The sequence below is a fragment of the Candidatus Baltobacteraceae bacterium genome (assembly GCA_036489885.1).
Classification (GTDB): domain Bacteria; phylum Vulcanimicrobiota; class Vulcanimicrobiia; order Vulcanimicrobiales; family Vulcanimicrobiaceae; genus JAFAMS01.
On the sequence record DASXEW010000003.1, the window covers coordinates 1,504,947 to 1,522,618 of the forward strand.

Below are 17,672 nucleotides of genomic sequence, written 5' to 3' on the forward strand. Positions count from 1 at the left end.
AGCTTGAGCTTCTGGACTGCGCTGGATCCCCGCGTCAAAGGGATCATCGTCGTCCTCCTCGTCGGGTTCGTCCCGTTCTTCGATCACAACGGTGCGCACTTGAACTTCCTCGCCGATGCGTCGACGTTCGTACTGCTCGCGCTGGGATTGAACATCGTCGTCGGATTCGCGGGGCTCTTAGATCTCGGGTACGCCGCGTTCTTTGCGATCGGCAGCTATTCGTACGCGATGCTCGCGAGCGGCCAGTTCAACATTCATATCCCGTTTTGGGTGTTGCTGTTTCTGGCCCCGGCGATTACCGCGCTTTTCGGCGTACTGCTCGGTGCTCCGACGCTGCGGCTGCGCGGGGACTACCTTGCGATCGTCACGCTCGGTTTCGGCGAGATCGTCCCGCAGACGTTTCTCAATCTTTCGCAGTGGACGAATGGACCCAACGGCATTTCGGCGCTCGATTCGCCGGTTCTCTTCAACTACAAATTCGGTTTGCAAACGCTCCCGTATTTTTACGTCGGCCTGCTATTGCTCATCGTCGCGATCATTATCGTGCACAACCTGCAAGACAGCCGCCTCGGCCGATCGTGGATGGCGATTCGCGAAGACGAGCTGGCTGCAGCGCACATGGGCATCAATACGACCAAGGCAAAATTGTCGGCGTTCGCGCTCGGCGCGTCATTCAGCGGTCTTGCCGGTGTCGCATATGCATCGAAGCTAAGTCTGGTCTCGCCCGACAACTTTCAGTTCAACGTCAGCATCTTCGTCCTATCGATGCTCGTTCTCGGCGGAATGGGCAACATCTACGGCGTTATCATCGGGAGCCTGCTGCTCTCGTCGCTCGAGCGGTTCATCTTGCCGCAAGCCACGATTTTCGCCCATAACCTCGGCTTCATGAGCGTCGACTTTTCACAATTCCGCTTCATGATGTACGGCATCATCTTGGTTTCGATCATGCTCTTCCGGCCTGAGGGATTATTCCCGAGCCGTCAACGCAAGGCGGAACTGCACGCCGCGGAGATCGAAGCGAGCCTCGCCGCGCAGGAGCAGAGCTTGTACGAGGAGGCCGTGCATTGAGCATCCTCGCCATCAAGAAAGTGACGCAACGCTTCGGCGGCTTGGTAGCCGTTAAGGAGCTCGATTTCGAGGTCGAAGCCGGCTCGATCGTCGCCATGATCGGTCCAAACGGCGCCGGGAAATCGACGGTGTTCAATCTGATCACGGGCATCTATAAGCCCAGTGAAGGCGCGATCGAGTTCAACGGCGCGCAAATTCAAGGACGCTCGACCAGCGCGATCGCGGCGCTTGGTATCGCGCGGACCTTCCAGAACATTCGGCTTTTCGCGTTTATGTCGGCAATCGACAACGTCATGACGGGCCGTCATGCGCGCATGCACGCCACGCTGGCGGATTCGCTCTTGAATACACCGCGCGCGCGAAAAGAAGAAGGAAGCGTGCGCGAGCGCGCCCACGATATATTGAAGTTCTGCGCACTCGACGAGCACGCGCACTCCTACGCGGCGAATCTGGCTTACGGCCCGCAACGCCGTCTCGAGATCGCGCGCGCGCTCGCGAGCGATCCCAAGCTTTTGCTGCTTGACGAACCCGCGGCCGGAATGAATCCGAACGAGAAGACCGATCTGATGGCGCTGATCCGCCGGATTCGCGATACCGGCGTCACGGTGTTTTTGATCGAGCACGACATGGGGCTCGTCATGCAGATCAGCGAGCGAATCGCCGTTCTGGACTACGGGGAAAAGATTGCCGAAGGTTTGCCTGAAGCGATTCGCGCCAACGAGCGTGTCATCGAAGCTTATCTCGGGAAACCGGCCTGATGCCGCTGCTGCAGCTCGAAAGCGTCGAATGTGCGTACGGCCGGATTCGCGCGCTGCGCGGGATCTCGCTGTATGTCGATCAGGGTGAGATCGTCACGCTCATCGGTGCGAACGGCGCGGGCAAGACGACGACGCTGCGTTCGATTAGCGGGTTGCTTCGTCCGACAAAAGGCAAGATCACGTTCGACGGCATGGATTGCACGACGACGACGCCCGATAAGATCGTGCGTCACGGTTTGAGTCACTCGCCCGAGGGCCGCCGCATCTTTGCGCGCATGACCGTTCGCGAGAATCTCGAGCTTGGGGCGTTTACGCGCACGTCTCAAAGCGAGATTGACGAAGACTTCGCACGCGTCTTCGAGATATTTCCACGCCTCAAAGAGCGCGTCGATCAAAAGGGCGGAACGCTTTCGGGCGGCGAGCAGCAGATGCTCGCGATCGCGCGCGCGATGATGTCGCGTCCGCGTCTGTTGCTGCTTGACGAGCCGTCGCTTGGGCTTTCGCCGCTGCTCGTGCAGACGATCTTCAAGATCATCCGCGAGATCAATGCCGCCGGTACGACGATTCTTCTGATCGAGCAGAACGCACGCCAGGCGCTGCAGATCGCGTCGCGCGGTTATGTCCTCGAGGTTGGGGAGATCGCGCACACGGCGGCCGCGAGCGAATTACTCGCTAGCGAGGCCGTCCAGGCCGCTTACCTCGGCGGCGCCGCCTAAGCGAACGGCCGCGGCGCGATAACCGGGCGCACGTTCGATTTATCGCACGCGAAGCATCTCGCGCGAAGGGCCGCCTCGGGTGACGATTACGCCCCCGCCTGTCATCCCGAGCGTAGGGAGCGAAGCGACCGTAGTCGAGGGACCACTCGAATGATGCAGGCAGCGAAAGGATGCGGCAAGGTCAGGGCACGATCATGCCCTCAACCTATTGAGATCGTTGCGCGACCGGGATAAATCCTGCGCTCCCTCGACGACGCGCTCCTGCGGAGCGCTACGCTCGGGATGACAAGAGACTGCGGAGCGCTACGCTCGGGATGACAAGAGAGTGAGCCTCAGCGACGCGTTTACCGTTTCGCTTTGTAGCGGAAGCAGGTGATCAAATGGTCGTTGACCATTCCGGTCGCTTGCATGAAAGCGTAGGCGATCGTCGTTCCGAAGAACGTGAACCCCGCTTTCTTCATCGCTTTCGCAAATGCGTCGGATTCGTTCGTCGATGCCGGAATCTGCGACGAAGCTTTTAGCTTGTGGTCGATCCTCTTTCCGCCGACGAAGCTCCACACGAACTCATCGAGGGTTTGACCTGATTCGCGCAGCGCCAAATAGGCGCGCGCATTTTTAACCGTGCCTTCGACCTTGGCACGGTTGCGAATGATACCTTCGTTGCGCAGGAGCGATTCGATCTTGCGCTGGTTGAAGCGCGCGATCTTTTCCGGATCGAAACCGGCGAAGGCTTCGCGATAAGCGTCACGTCGATGAAGGATCGTTTTCCAGCTCAGGCCGGCTTGCGCGCCTTCGAGCGTCACGAACTCGAAGAGGCGTACGTCGTCATGCGACGGTACGCCCCATTCGGTGTCGTGGTATGCGATCATGAGCGGATCCGTTCCGGCCCATGCGCAGCGGGTTATCTTCCGAATAATCCCACGTACTGCCCGCGCGCGAGCATCTTGGCACCGCTCTTTGAGAGCAAGAACTCAAGACGTGCGCCCGTGACTTCCGGACCGAAACCGGTGAACGCCCGATCGAGTGCCGTCACCGTGATGTAGTAGTGATGCGGTGCATCACCGACCGGCGGACACGGACCACGATATGCACTCGTGCCACCGTCGTTCATGCCGATGATCGCGCCGGGCGGCATTCCGGTCGCGGCTGCATTGGCTGCAAGGCTCGTCACGTTACCCGGAATATTGTAGACGACCCAATGATTGAAACCGATTCCGGTAGGCGCGTCCGTGTCGAACATATGGATGGTGTAGCTTACCGTTCCGGGAGGACCAGCGGACCAGGTTAGCTCCGGAGAAATATTTGATGCTGTCGCTCCGCCGGCGCCGCAGCCAACCGTTGCGTTGGGAGACGGAATCGTGCCGCCCTTTGAAAACGTCGCGCTCGTTATCGTCAACGTCGGAATGCCGGTCGGGATGATCGGCGTTGCAAGAGGGGTCGGATACGCTGCGCCAAGCGACGCGACAATAATGCCGGCGAGAACCGTAAGACGTAGGTTCATGCTCATCCACCTTTCGTGGCCGCTACAGTTTGCGGGAAAGGCTCATGCGGCCTTTCGGGGAACCGCGGGCGCATGGACGAGTTAATCCGCCGGCGGCGCAGCATCGGACGTTCGGAAGGCGAGGTTTCTCGCGAGACGATCACCGAGTTGATCGAAGCCGCAACGTGGGCGCCGAATCATCATCTGACGGAACCGTGGACGTTTACGGTTCTGACCGGCGATGCACGACGTCAGCTCGGCGATTACTGGTCGAAAACGCGCGCCGACGAGCTTGCGCTCGAAGGCGAGAAACGCGACGGTTTCATCCAAGGCGAAATGAAGAAACCGCTGCGCGCGCCCGTATTGATCATCGTGAGCACGCGTACCGACCCCGATCCGGTGATTGCAGAAGAAGATTTCGCTGCGACCGCAGCCGCCGTTCAAAATCTCCTGCTCGCCGCCGAAGAGCGCAATCTCGCCGCGATGTGGCGGACCGGCGACATCGTCTATCATCCAAAGGTCCGACAACATCTCGGTTTGCATAGGACGGACAAGATCGTCGGTATCATCTACCTCGGCGAGCGCGGCGTCGCCGACGCGCAACCTCGGTCGCGCAAACCACCGGTGATCAACTGGCGCTCGTAGCACTATTGCAGCACGGCTTGCCCGCATGGAATCGTGTGCGCTTCGGTCGCGACTCCATCCGAGAACGTCAAGCCGATCGTCGTGTCACACGCTGGTTCGGAAGATAGCACACCGGCATTCACGGTCCATGACGTCGTCGACGCCGTTCCTGAGCTTGAGATGAAGATTGCAACCGGCGTGAGCGCAACATTGCCTTTAAGCGTACGCACCGGCGCGCTGCTCAAGTCGGCGCCTTCGAGCGGACGATAGGGATAAAGCGTCGCGATAAATCCGCCCTGTGTGTCGCCGGCGATCTCGATTGTCGCCCCGGTGCCGCTCGTCTGCGCAACGGCGCGCGCATCATCGAGAAAGGCGGCAAAGCTCTGCACCGCCGCACGCAGCGCATATGACTTTCTTCCAAGCGTGTAGGCGCCGAATCCAGCCGTCACGATGACGATGATCGCGACGCACACGATCGTTTCGATCAGCTTCATCGCGACCATCCATTCGGTTGAGCGTTGGCGTTGTACCATGTGCTTGGCGGCGTGTTCACGGGATCAGCGCTGACGAATTGCTGCGCGCACGCTCCGGTCCCGCCCGCCACGCATTCCCTCAGCGCATGAATGCGCGTGTCCCCCGGATTCATGGCGGCGACCGGCGCAGGTGTGCTGCCGGTCGATGCATTGTTCGTATCGCAGGTCGAAGGCGTGGTAGGGTCGCAGCCGCCGGCATCGCCTTCGAGGGATACGTCGCGTGCTGCGGACGCATCAGTCATCCCGTCGATCCCAGCGTAGGGTGGCACGCCGAACGTTCGCAGCGTCACGTATTCGGTGCGTACGGCAAGCGCCGTGCCGTCGGCGGCGCTAACGGTTTCCGTGATCGTTGCGGCGATGCGGCCTTCAGCGATCACCGGATGCGACTGGACGCTCGTCGCCACGACGTTGGGTGATTCGATGTCTCCAAGAGCTCCTTGCAATGCGAACGTGGCTGCCAGCGTGAACGGGCACGGCGTTGATTCGCACGCCGGCGTTGCCGCGAGCGGCGCAGGCGCTTGTAAGTCGTGCACGCCGGCCGACACTTGTGCAGCGATGCCGTTCTGTAACTGCAAGCGGGCTTGCGCGAGGCCGATTTGCGCATAGTGCGACGCGGCGTGCCGCGCGCTGATGCGTGCAAAGCCGAGCCAGCCTTCGAGCGCTACGCCTGCGGCGAGGCCGATGATCGCAATGGAGAAGAGCGCGACCGCAAGCATATGCTTACGGGACGAGAACGTTGCCCGACGTGTCGACGATCGCGCCTTGCGGTAGCGCTTCGCGCGAAACCGGATAACGCACCGTCGCATTTTGCGTACCGGACGTCGCGACGAGCACGAGCGTTTGACCATCGATCGTGCTGCGCATCGTGACCGTGCCGTCGCTCCAGGTTGCGGGCGGCGCGGAAAGAATTGCCGCCGCCGCGCTCGCGTCGTACGCAGCGAGAGCGCGAGCTTCGACGGCGGCGTTGTGCGCCGCGACGAGCACATGGTCGCGGCTTGGAGGCACACTCGTGACGCGTGAAGATGCTAGCGTCGCGCTGAGCGCCGCGCCGGCGGCGATTGCGGTGAGCCCGATCCCGATCACGCCTTCGAGGATTGTCACGTGCGGGTTGGTACCCGCACCGACGCGTTGCTAGCCGCCGATACCCGCGGTGCCGCGTTGGTGCAAATGGACGGACCCGTAAACGGGCGTGCCGCCGACGACCGTTGCAACGACGCGCAATTCTTCGTCCCACACGGCGAAATCGGCGCGCATTCCCTCTGCGATCGTTCCGAGCTCGCGCTCGAGCCCGAGTAGCCGGGCCGGTGCGGCGCTTGCGTTGACGATCGCGCGTTCGAACGGCAAATCGGCATACGACATCAAGTTGCGTACGGCCTGATCGCAGCGCAGTGCGCTTCCGGCGATCGTTCCGTCTTCGCTGCGCACGACGCCGCCGTCAATGCGATATCCCGATCCGGACGGCGGCATATTGTCCGTCGCCAAAACCAACCGCTCACCGACGGTGCGGTAGAGCAGATCGACCATCGGCGGTGCGACGTGGTAGCCGTCGCAAATCAACTGGACCGTCGTACGCGCTTCTTGCATAAACGCGACGAGCAGCGACGGATCCCGGTGATCGAGCGGCGGCATCGCGTTGAACGCGTGCGTCAGCGTACGAAACCCAAGTCCGATCGCGAGCATCCCTTCGCGATATTTCGCGGCGGTGTGTCCCGCCGCGCACACGATGCCTTGATCGAAAAGAAAGCGCGCGACTTCTTCGGCGCCTTCGATCTCCGGCGCGAGCGTGACCATGACCAAAGCGCCGTGACAGGCGTCGACCATCTCGCGGGCGCGCTCGACCGTCGGACGCACCACCCAATCGCCGCGATGAACGCGCCGGAATTTCGGATTGAGGAACGGTCCTTCGAAGTGGATGCCCAAGCACCGCGCGCCGATGCCGCCCTGCTCTTCGAGTTGATTCGCCGACTCGCAGATCTCACTCGCGGCGTGCAGCATCGACTCCCAGGGTGCGGTAATGATCCCAGCGACAAAGCCGGTAACCCCTTGCTTGACGTACGAGCGAGCGGCTACTTCGACCGCGCTCCCCTGATCGCGGTTGAACAGCACGTCCTCGGCGCCGTTCGTGTGGACGTCGATCATCCCGGGCGCGATCGTGGTTTCGGACTTGACCTCGACGTCACTCGGGCCGCGCGGCTCCAAAATCGCCGCGACGCGCCCTCGTTCGATGCGCAGGCGTGCTTCGCGCGCGGTGCCGTCGCCAAACGCAATACGCGCTGGCCCTAATGTATAGGAGTCGGTCACGTCACCAGTCCTTCGACGCGCGCTTCCGTCACCTTCGCGCGCATCCGCTTGGCTTCCATCGCGAGCCGAAAAGGCGCTCGTACCTCTCGCGCGAACGACGCTTGGTGCGAGCGAGGAGGACGTTCGTTCTTGTTGCGGTGCTGGCGGCAGTTTTGTTTCCGATGCCGTCGCAATCGCAAGGCCCCGACGTTTGTAAGGCGTCGGTCGGGCAGCGTGTTCTCCTTGAGTCGATCGACTCCGATCCAGACGTCTTCGTGTGGGACAGCCGTTTTCGCTTGATCGAGTACGCCGCTGGAAATTTCGACAAGGCGAATCAAGTGATGGCTCACACCATACTCGCCAATCCTGGGACGCACGCGATCGTCGCGATGTGCGCTTCACGCACGGTAAGGCCCGCATACAGTCCGGAAGCCTACGATGCCATCGGTGTCAAAATTACATCCGGCCCTTTCCGCAATCGCTGGGGCTGGGTTAGCTCCGAAGACGTGCGGGTTTAGGTGCCTAGTTTTTTGCGTGTGCGATCTGCTCGATCAGCCACTTTAGGCCGGCATTGTAGCGCGGACTCGGGTGCAAAAGGATGCCCGGATCCGGAATCATTGCGACATTCCCGCGCTGGACTGCGTGCAGTGAACGCCACGGCTCTCGGTTTTCCATGGATTGAAATCCGACTGCGGGATCGACGACGATAATGTCAGGCTGCAGCGCGAGAACTGCTTCGGCGCTGTATTGGCCGTACGCCTCATTGAGGTTCGCGGCGTTCCTTCCGCCGGCCATCTCGATCAGCGCGTTGATGTACGACCGTTTACCGACGGTGTAGATCGGCGCGACGTCGAGAATGACGAAGACACGCGGCGCGCGCGAGCGATCGACGCGCTGCATCAAACGTGCACTCGTCGCCCGCATGTCCGCGACGAGCGCGTTCGCTTGCCGCTCTCGGCCGAGCAACGCGCCGAGCCGCTGTAGCACGGCATAGATTTGCGGGACGGAGTCTTCCGCAAAGAGCTCGACGTGAAGCTTCGCGCGCGCGAGCGGCTGAACGAGCGCTTCTTCTGAGGCATCGCCGACGATCAAGTCGGGATGCAGTGCGACGATGCGCTCGGCATCGAGGCTCGTGAAGGACGCGACACGCGGAAGGCGCTTTGCGTCCGGGGGAAAGTCGCTGTACTGCGAGACGCCGACGACGTTTGTGCCTGCCCCGAGCGCAAAGAGATCTTCGGTCAGCGAAGGGATCAACGAAACGACGCGGTGTGCTGCAGGCTGACTCTGCGAGGGCGTCGCGAGCACGACGAAGACCGAAGCGAGGAACAGAGCGAGAGCGCGTTTCACAGGGAGCGTACTCTGCGGGAGTGAACGCCGCTCCTCCCTTGAGATTCGACGACGAATTTCGTACGGAACTGACGCAACTGTTCGCGTGGCGGCGCGACGTGCGGCGTTTTCGCGCCGATCCGATTCCCGACGAAATCGTCGAGCGGCTCGTGGCGACGACGTCGTTTGCGCCATCGGTTGGCTACAGTCAGCCCTCACGTTTCGTGCGGGTCGACGATTCCGGGCGCCGTCTGAACATTATTGCTGAGTACGAGCGCTGCAATCACCAAGCGGCAGAGGAATACAGCGGAGAGCAGCAGCGTCTCTATGCCGGCATGAAGCTTGCGGGCCTGCGCGAGGCGCCCGTGCATCTCGCGGTGTTCGTCGATCGTGACACGCCGCGCGGATCGGGCCTGGGGCGCGCTACGATGCCCGAAACGCTCGCGTATTCGACCGTACTCGCGATCCACACGTTGTGGTTGATGGCGCGCGCAATGGGAATCGGGGTCGGCTGGGTTTCGATTCTCGACCCTGACGCCGTCACGCAGATTCTCGACGTTCCGCCGTCGTGGTCGTTCGTCGCGTATCTATGTCTCGGCTATCCGCAAGAAGAGCATCTTGATCGCGAACTCGTTCGCGCGGGTTGGGAAACCGATGATTCGGAGGCAACGAGGCTGCACCGGCGTTGACGCAGAACCGGCCGGACAGCGTGCTCGCGATGGGAACCCGGTGGAAATCCGGGACGGTCGCGCCACTGTAAGCGGGGAGCCGCCGAAACGCCACTGGCGCAAGCCGGGAAGGCATCGGCAAACGGCTACGATCCGCGAGTCAGGAAACCGAGCGGGCCGCATTTGATCGCTTCACCTCGCGTAAAGGTAGGAAGATCGTGCTGGCTATCCTATTCGCTGCCGCGCTGACGGCGGCAAGTCCCACTCCGTCGCCACAGCCGAGTGAAATCGGGCATGTCACGACGGCCGACCGGCAAGACGAGCCGGTAACAATGACGACGCGTCCGACGTTCGTCGTCGATCGATCGACGATTCAAGCACAAGGCGATCGCACCGTCGCGGACGCCCTGCGTGACATTCCCGGAATCACGATGTTTCGCTACGGCGCGTTTGGCGCGCAGGCAAACTATGGCGTTCTCGGTGCTACGTCCGAACAAACGCTGATACTCGTCAACGGCTTTCCGGTCGCCGCGGGGTCGGCGGGATCGATCGATCTCGGAACGTTCTCGACCGTCGACGTCGAGCGCATCGAAGTCGTTGAAGGCGGCGGCTCGACGCTTTACGGCAGCAGTGCTGTCGGCGGCATCATCAACATCATCACCGGTCACGTCCGTTCACCGTATCTCGAGGTTGCCGACGGAACGTATGGCGAGCAAGATGCGCGGCTCGAATTCGCTCTAGGCGGCTTCGGAGTCGGATTCGAGCGCCATACTGCGACGAACGTCTATGACTATCCGAGCCTCGATGGATTTCCGGCCGGTACTCGCGCGAATTCGTGGGCGCAAGCGACTGCCGGACGTCTCGACTATCAGTCGAATCCGAGCGCAACGTATACGGTCGATGCAAGCTTAGGGAACGACGCCGTGAAACTCGGTGTGCCGGGGAACCTCTCGTTTCTCACACCTCTCGCATTGCAAGCGACCGCGCAAGGTGACGGACACATCTCGGTCACGCGTCACACACCGAACTCCGCGCTGAGCCTATCGTTTAGCGGCGCAAATGCGAGACTTGACTACGACGATCCGCAGAACGGAGGCGAAAACGACACGTACGACTCTCGCACGCAAGTCTCACTCCGTGACGTCATCGCGAACCCATCCGGTTCGCTTGTCACGGGAATCGATCTCTCGCGGGAAAGCGTATTGCTTAACCTCGGCACATTCGCGGTTCCGCCGGCTTCGTCGGCTGCGCAATCGTCCAGCGCCATTTACGCGCAGTATCGCGACAGCATCTCAAACAGTGTAATCCTTACCGCAGGATTGCGCGGCGAACACGATGCTCCGCAGGCTTCGGTTCTCGAGCCCGCGTTCGGAACGTCCGTACAGCTCGGAAGCACGCGCTTCTCGGCCAACTACGCGGGTACGTTCCGCGTTCCGACGCTCGACGAGCTCTACTATCCCGGATTTTCGAATCCATCGCTCGTTCCGGAACGTTCGAAAAACCTCGACGCAACGTTCAACGCACCGCTAGGCGGGGCGGGTGCGAGCCTCGGCTGGTTCGATCGTGAAGCAACGAATCTGATTGCGCTCAACGCGAGTTTCGTCCCGGAAAATATCGCGCAAGCGTCGCTCGCAGGATTCGTTTTCTCGGCTCACACTGCGCCGTTTCACGATCTGGTCGCAAAAGTCGGTATAACCGATATGTATCGCGCACAGAACCTGACGCTCGGGCAACCCGCCGTCCGCCTCGATTTCGAGCCGGTCACGACGACCACGCTCGGACTCGAACGCGGGTTCTCCGGGAACGTGGTTGCGTTCGGTGCCGACGCCCAGATTCAAAGCCCGCACAATGAATCGGGCGTGTTGCGCGGCGGACAGACCACGGTCAATGCATACGTGCGCGGACGATTTGCGCAGAACGTGATCGCGTCGATTCGTGTCTACAACCTCGGCGACGAGCGCTACGCACCGATTCTCGGCTATCCGGCTCCCGGCCGCACCGTCGAGTTCGAGCTCTCGACGCGGTGATTGAATGACGCGCCCAGCAGTGATCGTTGTCGCCCTGCTTGCGCTCGGCGCGGCGATCATTGCGGGCGCCTCGTGGGGAACGATCGGGTTTTCGCCCGCCGCGATTCTCTCTGCGCTCGCTCATCCGCATGCGCAGACCGATGCGAGCACGGTGCTGTGGTCGCTGCGCCTGCCGCGCGTTGCGATCGCAGCGCTCGTCGGCGCTGCGCTCGCTGTTGCGGGACTGCTGATGCAAGATCTGCTCGGCAATCCTCTGATCGATCCGTATCTGACCGGCACGAGCGCGGGTGCGGCACTCGCGATTGCAGTGGCAATTGCGCTCGGCGCGCCGCCGGCGCTGTATTCCGCGATTGCACTCTGCGCCTCGCTTGCGACCACATTGCTGGTCGCGGCGCTCTCGCGTGCTGGGACGGGACTCTCGGTCGAGCGCATGATCGTTGCCGGCATTGCCCTTTCGTCGCTGTTCGCCGGACTTACAACACTCGTGATTTTGTGGTCGCCGTCGGCTTCGGTGTCGCTCAGCATCTTGGCATGGTTGGGCGGAAGTCTCGCGGGGCACGGCTGGCGCGATCTGGGTTGGGCCGTGCTCTATGCGGCGTGCGGGCTTGCGCTCGCGCTTACGACGATTCCCGCGCTCAACGCGCTGCGACTCGGAACGCGGCGCGCACAGGCGCTCGGCGTCGATTTGGATCGCACGCGCTGGCTGGTCGTCCTGTCCGCGTGTTTGCTAACGTCGGCAGCCGTAAGTGTTTCTGGCGTGATCGGTTTCGTCGGCTTGATGGTGCCGCACATCGTGCGCGGCGCGATCGGGCATGACGTACGTTGGACGATCGCCGCGGCACTGCCGGTCGGTGCGATCGTCTTGATTCTTGCCGACACGTTTGCGCGTTCGGCGACGCCGCCGACGGAAATTCCACTCGGCATTCTTTTGTCGCTCCTGGGCGTGCCCGCGTTTCTGTATCTCGCCTCGCGGCGGGCGAAGCCGGTATGATCGACGCGCAGGATCTGACGCTCGCGTACGGATCGAACGTTGTGCTGCACGACGTCTCGATGCAGCTCGGCGAAGGCGAGCTTCTGGCGATCATCGGTCCGAATGGCGCGGGTAAATCGACGTTGCTGCGCGCGCTCGGCGGTTTGCACGCGCCGCAGCACGGTAGCGTGATAGTAAACGGCCGTGCCGTCGCGCAGATGAACGCACAAGAGCGCGCGCGCCGTCTCGCGCTGATCGAAGTCGACAGTGCGCCGGTCGCGAACGTGACCGTACGCGAAGCCGTTGCGCAAGGGCGCCTTCCGCATCGTCCTTGGTGGCGTTGGAACGAGTTGCCTGAAGACGAAGCGATCATCGACGAAGCTCTCGAACGCGCCCAGCTGACCGATCGTTCGGAGCGTTCGCTGGATGCGCTTTCGAGCGGCGAACGTCAGCGCGTCTGGGTTGCGCTCGCGCTCGCACAACGCGCGCCGAGCCTGCTGTTTGACGAACCAACGACGCATCTCGATCTCGGCCATGCGATGCACATCTTGTCATTGCTGCGCGAGCTCGCCGATGCAGGCACGACCGTGATCATCGTATTGCACGATTTGAACGTTGCAGCCGCGCACGCCGACCGCATCGCGCTCGTCGGAAAGAACACGTTGCTCGCCTGCGACGTCCCAGAACGCGTTTTTCAAGAAGAGTTGCTCTCGACTGCCTACGGGGCGCCGATCGTCGTCCGCCGCGAGGAGGGGATGTTGCTCGCATTCGCAAGGCCACCCCAGCGTAAAGGAGATCCCCGATGAATCTGCCGCGCATTCCGCTTCCCGACCCGGCGATCGCAAAAGCCGCGCGCGAGCGCGTCGATCAACTTACGAAGCCTCTCGGAAGCTTGGGGCGCATCGAAGACTTGGCGGTTCGCCTGTGTGCGATAACCGGCGGCGTTCCAAAGCACGCCTTCGAACGCCGTGCGGTTCTGATCGGCGCGGCCGATCATGGTGTTGCGCGCGATGGCGTCAGCGCGTATCCGCCGGAGGTCACCGCGCAAATGGTCGGCGGATTCTGCGCGGGCTTCGCCGCGATCAGCGCGTTCGCGCGGGAGGCCGGCGCCGACGTATTCGTTGCGGATTTCGGCGTCGATGCCGAGCTAGCGCCGCATCCGCAGCTGTTCGATCTCAAAGTTGCACGCGGAACTGCGAGCCTCGCTCATGGACCGGCTATGTCGCACGATGACGTCGAGCGCGCGCTGGGCGCCGGTATCGAAGCCTTCAATCGCGTTCGCGAACGCATGGGCAGGCTCGATATCATCGCGCTCGGCGACATGGGAATCGGTAACACGACGAGCGCCGCGGCATTGATTGCAATCTTCTCGACGACGCCGGTTGGGTTGGTCGTCGGTCGCGGCACCGGCATCGACGACGAAGCTCTGTCGCGTAAAATCTCGATCGTCGAATCGGCAATTGCGCGCCTCAACGGTAGCGATCCGATCGCGGTCGCAAGCCAGGTCGGCGGCTACGAAATCGTCGGGCTCGCGGGCGTGATGCTCGCCGCTGCAGCGTCACGCACGCCGGTCGTCGTCGACGGCTTCATCGTCACCGCTGCAGCGCTGTTGGCGAAGGCACTCGATCCGAATGTCGCTTCGTATCTAATCGCATCGCATCGTTCGCGGGAGGCGGGGCACACGATCGCCTTACGAGCGCTCGGGCTCGAGCCGCTCTTGGATCTCGACATGCGCCTTGGCGAAGCGACCGGCGCTGCACTCGCACTTCCATTGATCGGCGCGGCTACGCGCATGATCTCCGAGATGAAGACATTTGCGGAAGCGGGCGTTTCCACTGCGGAGGGAGCGCCGGTTTCGTGAACCTGCGGACGCTGGCCGCAGCGTTCTCCTATTTCACGATCTTTCCAACGGTCAATCGCGAACATACGCCGCCGGCATCAGCTGCGTTCGGATATCTTCCCATCGTCGGCATCATCATCGGCGCGATCGCGGGCTGGGCGGGCTACGGTCTTTCGCTGCTTGGGCTGCAACCGCTCGCAATTGCATGCGCGTTCGCACTGCCGATCGTGCTCACCGGCGCGCTGCACGTCGATGGGTTTCTTGACAGCTGCGATGCGCTGTTTGCGTGCGTCGATCCCGAACAACGTTTGCGCATCCTCAAGGATCCTCATCACGGAACCTTCGCGATTGCGTACTTGGCGGTCGCGGTCGCCGTATGGATTGCGGCGATTGCGATGCTGCCGCCGGTCGCGTGGCCCGCGTCCTTTGCCTTGGCGGGCGGGATCGGACGCTGGAGTGCAGCCATCAATCTCATGCGCTATCCCTACGCGGGCACGGAGCGCTTCACGACCGTTGCCGTCATGGCGAATGCTTTCTTGCTCGGCGTTCTCTCGATGACGGTAGCGCACTGGGCGCGATTCGCGCTCGTCCCAGTGGCGGCGCTTTCGCTCATAATCGGCGAATGGGCCGCGCGCCGTTTGGGCGGACGCCTGACGGGAGACGTTTACGGCGCACTCATCATTGTGTGCGAAATTGCAACGCTTACGATCTACGCAGCGCTCTATGGACGATAGTGCTGACGTTCATTACTGGTCCGGTCCGTTCTGGGAAAAGTGCGCTTGCGCAGCGTCTTGCGCTGCGTTCGGGTCGTGGCATCGTCTTTTGCGCGACCGCGGCGCTCGACGTCGACGACGAAGAGTGGAGCGCGCGAATCGCGCGGCATCAAGCCGAACGTCCGAGTGACTGGACGACGATTGAGACGGCCGTCCCGGGGGGTAAGGATCTGGTGACGGCGCTGGACGGCGCACAAGCGAACCAGATCGTCGTCGTCGATTCGATCGGAACGTGGCTTGCCGACGTCATGGGGCGCCATCCGCTCGGAACGAGCGTCGTGGAATGGCACGATCAGATTGAAGCTCATGCGTCGCGTTTGACGAGTACCCTCGAACAATGCGCAGCCGACGTTATCGTAATCAGTGAAGAAGCCGGTTGGGGCGTCGTCCCGGTGCACGTTTCCGGTCGTGTCTTTCGCGACGTGCTCGGACGAACGAACCAGCGTCTGTGCGCCATGGCGAATGACGCGTTCCTTGTCGTTGCCGGCGCCGCAATCGATTTGAAGAAAACATGAAAGCGCTCATTGCCGCCGTCGATCTACAGGATCGCGAATCGCCGCTGGCGCCGCAGCTCGAAGAGTTCGCAGCGCTTGCGCGCGCCGCCGGCGCAACGATCGTGGGTGAAGTCGTGCAGAAGCTGCCCCGCGTAAATGCCGCGACGCTCTTCGGCGCTGGCAAGGCTGCAGAGATCGCAGGCACCGCGGACGAGCTGGGAGCGGAGGCAGTTCTTGTGTACAACGACTTGCGTCCACGTCAGCGGACCAATCTCGAAAAGGTTATCCCGCTGCAGATCATCGATCGCACGATGCTGATTCTCGACGTGTTTGCGCAGCATGCGCGCAGCCGCGAGGGCAAGCTTCAAGTCGAGCTGGCCCAGCTGCGCTACCGGCAAGCGAATCTCATCGGCGTCGGTACCGAGCTTTCGCGTCTGGGCGGCGGTATCGGAACGCGCGGCCCCGGTGAAACCAAGTTGGAAACCGATCGCCGCCAAATTCAACGCCGCATCTCGACGCTGCGCCGTGCGCTCGAAGACGTGCGCACACAGCGCGCTACGCGCCGCGTTTCCGGCGGGCGCGAGCCGCTGGTAGCGCTCGTCGGGTACACGAACGCCGGAAAAAGCTCGTTGCTCAATCGTTTGACCAGCGGCAAAGATGCGTTTGTTGCGGATCAGCCTTTTGCTACGCTCGACCCGCTCGTACGCCGCGCTTGGGTTGCGCAGGATCAAACGGTTCGTCTTGCCGATACGGTCGGCTTCATCACGAAACTTCCCGAAGAGCTGGTCAACGCGTTTCGCGCGACGCTTGAAGAGCTGGAGAGTGCTTCGCTGCTCGTGCACGTGATCGATGCGTCGAATCCGGATTGGCAGCGTCAGAAGAAAGCCGTCGAAGCCACACTCGATGAGCTCGGACTCGGTGAGAAGCCCGTGCTCGCGGTCTACAACAAGGTCGATCGCAGTCCGCGAGACGTTCCCAGGGATGCTTTCACGGTTAGCGCGGTAACCGGCCACGGCATACCCGAGCTGCGCGCCGCGCTTGCCGCGCGCGCCTGACGTGCGGCGCGGACTGGTTCTCGTGGTGGTGGCGCTGTGCGCCTGCGCGCGGCCGAGCGCGAACGGCAATCTCGAGGGATTGTACCGGCAGATTCACCCGAGCGTCGTGTTTCTTACAATGAAGGCTCCCTCGGACGATCCGAAGATGCATGGCAAGATCGACGACGCGTACGGAAGCGCGTTTGTCGTCGCGAGCGGGGATTGGGGGACGCGGATCATCACCGCCAAGCACGTCATCGACGACGCACACAACCTGCGTGCGCGTATCGGCGATGCTGAGCGCGCGCAGACCGTTCGCATCGTAGCACAGGACGATCGCGAGGATCTCGCACTCCTCGAGGTGAGCGCGATCAGGAACGCCGCCGTCGTCAAGTTCGATAATTCAAATGCCGTCGTTCCGGGTGAACCGATCGGGTTGCTCGGCTATCCGATCCCGGATGCGTTTATCGACGAGGGCTTGGGAACGACTGCTTCCTTTTATACCGGTCACGTCGCGAGCGTCCGCGACGTCGGCACTCCTGATGAGACGATCGAGCTTGATTTGCCCGTAATTCCCGGCGAAAGCGGCGCTCCGGTGTTCACGCTCGACGGAAGAGTCATCGGTATGGCCGAGTCGCGTTTCGAAGAAGAGCATGCGATCGGATTTGCGACGCCCGTCGACATCATCAAAAAATTTCTATTGCGCGAGCGTTGATTTCAATCGGATATAACCGGCGTCGCTGGTTTGATCTTTCACGACGTTGACGTCGAAGCTCGCCGGTATGTACGTGATCGCATTGATGTTCACGGTTTGTTTACCGACGGGAACTTTCGGGAGTACGAAGCCGCCTTTGTTATCGACTTGCGAAACGACAACCGATCCGACCGAAATGTAGACCGTTGAGACGCTAAGGGGTTCGCCCGTTCGATCGTCGAGCAATCGACCGGTGATCGAGCCGAACTCCTGGAGGCCGCCTCCGTTCGGATTTTCACACCCGGCGCCGAGCAAGGTCACGACGGCGAGGGCACAGATCAGGCTTCGGGTCAGGATGCGCAAGGCCGGTCCTCCAAAAGTAGCATC

The 17,672-nt window shown here is 62.0% G+C and carries 22 protein-coding genes and 1 riboswitch; of the genes, 14 read left to right on the top strand and 8 right to left on the bottom strand.

What is annotated here, in order from left to right:
• Positions 1-3 precede the first annotated feature (3 nt).
• From VGG22_13275 to VGG22_13285, 3 genes are read left to right on the top strand one after another with little or no spacing between them, the layout of a single operon-like run.
• Positions 4-1,068, top strand: coding sequence for a hypothetical protein (locus VGG22_13275; protein ID HEY1729343.1), 1,065 nt, complete (start codon positions 4-6; stop codon positions 1,066-1,068).
• Complete coding sequence (locus VGG22_13280) at positions 1,065-1,826, top strand: ABC transporter ATP-binding protein (GenBank protein HEY1729344.1); 762 nt, start codon at positions 1,065-1,067, stop codon at positions 1,824-1,826. Before VGG22_13275 ends, VGG22_13280 begins: the two co-directional genes overlap by 4 nt.
• 5 nt (positions 1,827-1,831) lie before the next feature.
• Complete coding sequence (locus VGG22_13285; protein HEY1729345.1) at positions 1,832-2,542, top strand: ABC transporter ATP-binding protein; 711 nt, start codon at positions 1,832-1,834, stop codon at positions 2,540-2,542.
• 344 nt (positions 2,543-2,886) lie between these two features.
• Here the strand turns inward: VGG22_13285 and VGG22_13290 are convergent, their stop codons facing one another.
• Both VGG22_13290 and VGG22_13295 read right to left on the bottom strand, forming a co-directional pair.
• Positions 2,887-3,459, bottom strand: a complete 573-nt coding sequence (locus tag VGG22_13290) for a DNA-3-methyladenine glycosylase I (protein HEY1729346.1) — start codon at positions 3,457-3,459, stop codon at positions 2,887-2,889.
• Positions 3,444-4,043: a YbhB/YbcL family Raf kinase inhibitor-like protein gene (locus VGG22_13295; protein HEY1729347.1), complete on the bottom strand. Its 600-nt coding sequence runs from the start codon at positions 4,041-4,043 to the stop codon at positions 3,444-3,446. The genes VGG22_13290 and VGG22_13295 overlap by 16 nt, the downstream gene beginning before the upstream one ends.
• Before the next feature lie 72 nt (positions 4,044-4,115).
• Between VGG22_13295 and VGG22_13300 the strand changes: the two genes are divergently transcribed.
• Positions 4,116-4,667, top strand: coding sequence for a nitroreductase (locus VGG22_13300; GenBank protein ID HEY1729348.1), 552 nt, complete (start codon positions 4,116-4,118; stop codon positions 4,665-4,667).
• A gap of 2 nt (positions 4,668-4,669) precedes the next feature.
• Here the strand turns inward: VGG22_13300 and VGG22_13305 are convergent, their stop codons facing one another.
• Genes VGG22_13305 through nagA form a run of 4 tightly spaced genes read right to left on the bottom strand, consistent with a single transcriptional unit; the run spans position 4,670 to position 7,480 of the window.
• On the bottom strand, positions 4,670-5,140 hold the full coding sequence (locus VGG22_13305; GenBank protein ID HEY1729349.1) for a hypothetical protein: 471 nt from the start codon (positions 5,138-5,140) through the stop codon (positions 4,670-4,672).
• Positions 5,137-5,895 (bottom strand): hypothetical protein, encoded by a 759-nt coding sequence (locus VGG22_13310; protein HEY1729350.1) that lies wholly within the window; start codon positions 5,893-5,895, stop codon positions 5,137-5,139. The genes VGG22_13305 and VGG22_13310 overlap by 4 nt, the downstream gene beginning before the upstream one ends.
• Before the next feature lie 4 nt (positions 5,896-5,899).
• Positions 5,900-6,280, bottom strand: coding sequence for a hypothetical protein (locus tag VGG22_13315; GenBank protein ID HEY1729351.1), 381 nt, complete (start codon positions 6,278-6,280; stop codon positions 5,900-5,902).
• Positions 6,281-6,310: 30 nt separating this feature from the next.
• Positions 6,311-7,480 (bottom strand): N-acetylglucosamine-6-phosphate deacetylase, encoded by a 1,170-nt coding sequence (nagA, locus tag VGG22_13320; protein ID HEY1729352.1) that lies wholly within the window; start codon positions 7,478-7,480, stop codon positions 6,311-6,313.
• A 104-nt stretch (positions 7,481-7,584) separates the two neighbouring features.
• Here nagA and VGG22_13325 point away from each other — a divergent pair, with 104 nt between their 5' ends.
• Positions 7,585-7,977 carry a hypothetical protein gene (locus VGG22_13325; GenBank protein ID HEY1729353.1) on the top strand — a complete coding sequence of 131 codons (393 nt, stop codon included), beginning with the start codon at positions 7,585-7,587 and terminating at the stop codon, positions 7,975-7,977.
• A gap of 4 nt (positions 7,978-7,981) precedes the next feature.
• On the opposite strand, the gene VGG22_13330 is transcribed toward VGG22_13325, so the two are convergent.
• Positions 7,982-8,806 carry a helical backbone metal receptor gene (locus tag VGG22_13330; GenBank protein HEY1729354.1) on the bottom strand — a complete coding sequence of 275 codons (825 nt, stop codon included), beginning with the start codon at positions 8,804-8,806 and terminating at the stop codon, positions 7,982-7,984.
• A 38-nt stretch (positions 8,807-8,844) separates the two neighbouring features.
• On the opposite strand from VGG22_13330, the gene bluB reads away from it, so the two are divergent.
• The 9 genes from bluB (at position 8,845) to VGG22_13375 (ending at position 17,306) form a co-directional block, all read left to right on the top strand.
• Positions 8,845-9,474 carry a 5,6-dimethylbenzimidazole synthase gene (gene bluB / locus VGG22_13335; protein ID HEY1729355.1) on the top strand — a complete coding sequence of 210 codons (630 nt, stop codon included), beginning with the start codon at positions 8,845-8,847 and terminating at the stop codon, positions 9,472-9,474.
• A 29-nt stretch (positions 9,475-9,503) separates the two neighbouring features.
• Positions 9,504-9,624: riboswitch (cobalamin riboswitch) on the top strand.
• Between the two features lie 47 nt (positions 9,625-9,671).
• Complete coding sequence (locus VGG22_13340; protein ID HEY1729356.1) at positions 9,672-11,480, top strand: TonB-dependent receptor; 1,809 nt, start codon at positions 9,672-9,674, stop codon at positions 11,478-11,480.
• A 4-nt stretch (positions 11,481-11,484) separates the two neighbouring features.
• Positions 11,485-12,471 carry an iron ABC transporter permease gene (locus VGG22_13345; GenBank protein ID HEY1729357.1) on the top strand — a complete coding sequence of 329 codons (987 nt, stop codon included), beginning with the start codon at positions 11,485-11,487 and terminating at the stop codon, positions 12,469-12,471.
• Positions 12,468-13,256 carry an ABC transporter ATP-binding protein gene (locus VGG22_13350; GenBank protein ID HEY1729358.1) on the top strand — a complete coding sequence of 263 codons (789 nt, stop codon included), beginning with the start codon at positions 12,468-12,470 and terminating at the stop codon, positions 13,254-13,256. The genes VGG22_13345 and VGG22_13350 overlap by 4 nt, the downstream gene beginning before the upstream one ends.
• Complete coding sequence (gene cobT, locus VGG22_13355; GenBank protein ID HEY1729359.1) at positions 13,253-14,311, top strand: nicotinate-nucleotide--dimethylbenzimidazole phosphoribosyltransferase; 1,059 nt, start codon at positions 13,253-13,255, stop codon at positions 14,309-14,311. The genes VGG22_13350 and cobT overlap by 4 nt, the downstream gene beginning before the upstream one ends.
• On the top strand, positions 14,308-15,024 hold the full coding sequence (locus VGG22_13360; protein HEY1729360.1) for an adenosylcobinamide-GDP ribazoletransferase: 717 nt from the start codon (positions 14,308-14,310) through the stop codon (positions 15,022-15,024). Before cobT ends, VGG22_13360 begins: the two co-directional genes overlap by 4 nt.
• Entirely contained in the window at positions 15,024-15,578 is a 555-nt protein-coding gene (gene cobU, locus VGG22_13365; GenBank protein HEY1729361.1) for a bifunctional adenosylcobinamide kinase/adenosylcobinamide-phosphate guanylyltransferase, read from the top strand. The genes VGG22_13360 and cobU overlap by 1 nt, the downstream gene beginning before the upstream one ends.
• A complete protein-coding gene (gene hflX / locus VGG22_13370) occupies positions 15,575-16,612 on the top strand; it encodes a GTPase HflX (protein ID HEY1729362.1) in 1,038 nt (345 codons plus the stop codon). The genes cobU and hflX overlap by 4 nt, the downstream gene beginning before the upstream one ends.
• Complete coding sequence (locus VGG22_13375; GenBank protein ID HEY1729363.1) at positions 16,596-17,306, top strand: serine protease; 711 nt, start codon at positions 16,596-16,598, stop codon at positions 17,304-17,306. Before hflX ends, VGG22_13375 begins: the two co-directional genes overlap by 17 nt.
• Here the strand turns inward: VGG22_13375 and VGG22_13380 are convergent.
• A complete protein-coding gene (locus VGG22_13380) occupies positions 17,289-17,648 on the bottom strand; it encodes a carboxypeptidase regulatory-like domain-containing protein (protein HEY1729364.1) in 360 nt (119 codons plus the stop codon). The two genes, VGG22_13375 and VGG22_13380, sit on opposite strands and share 18 nt — an antisense overlap.
• Positions 17,649-17,672 lie beyond the last annotated feature (24 nt).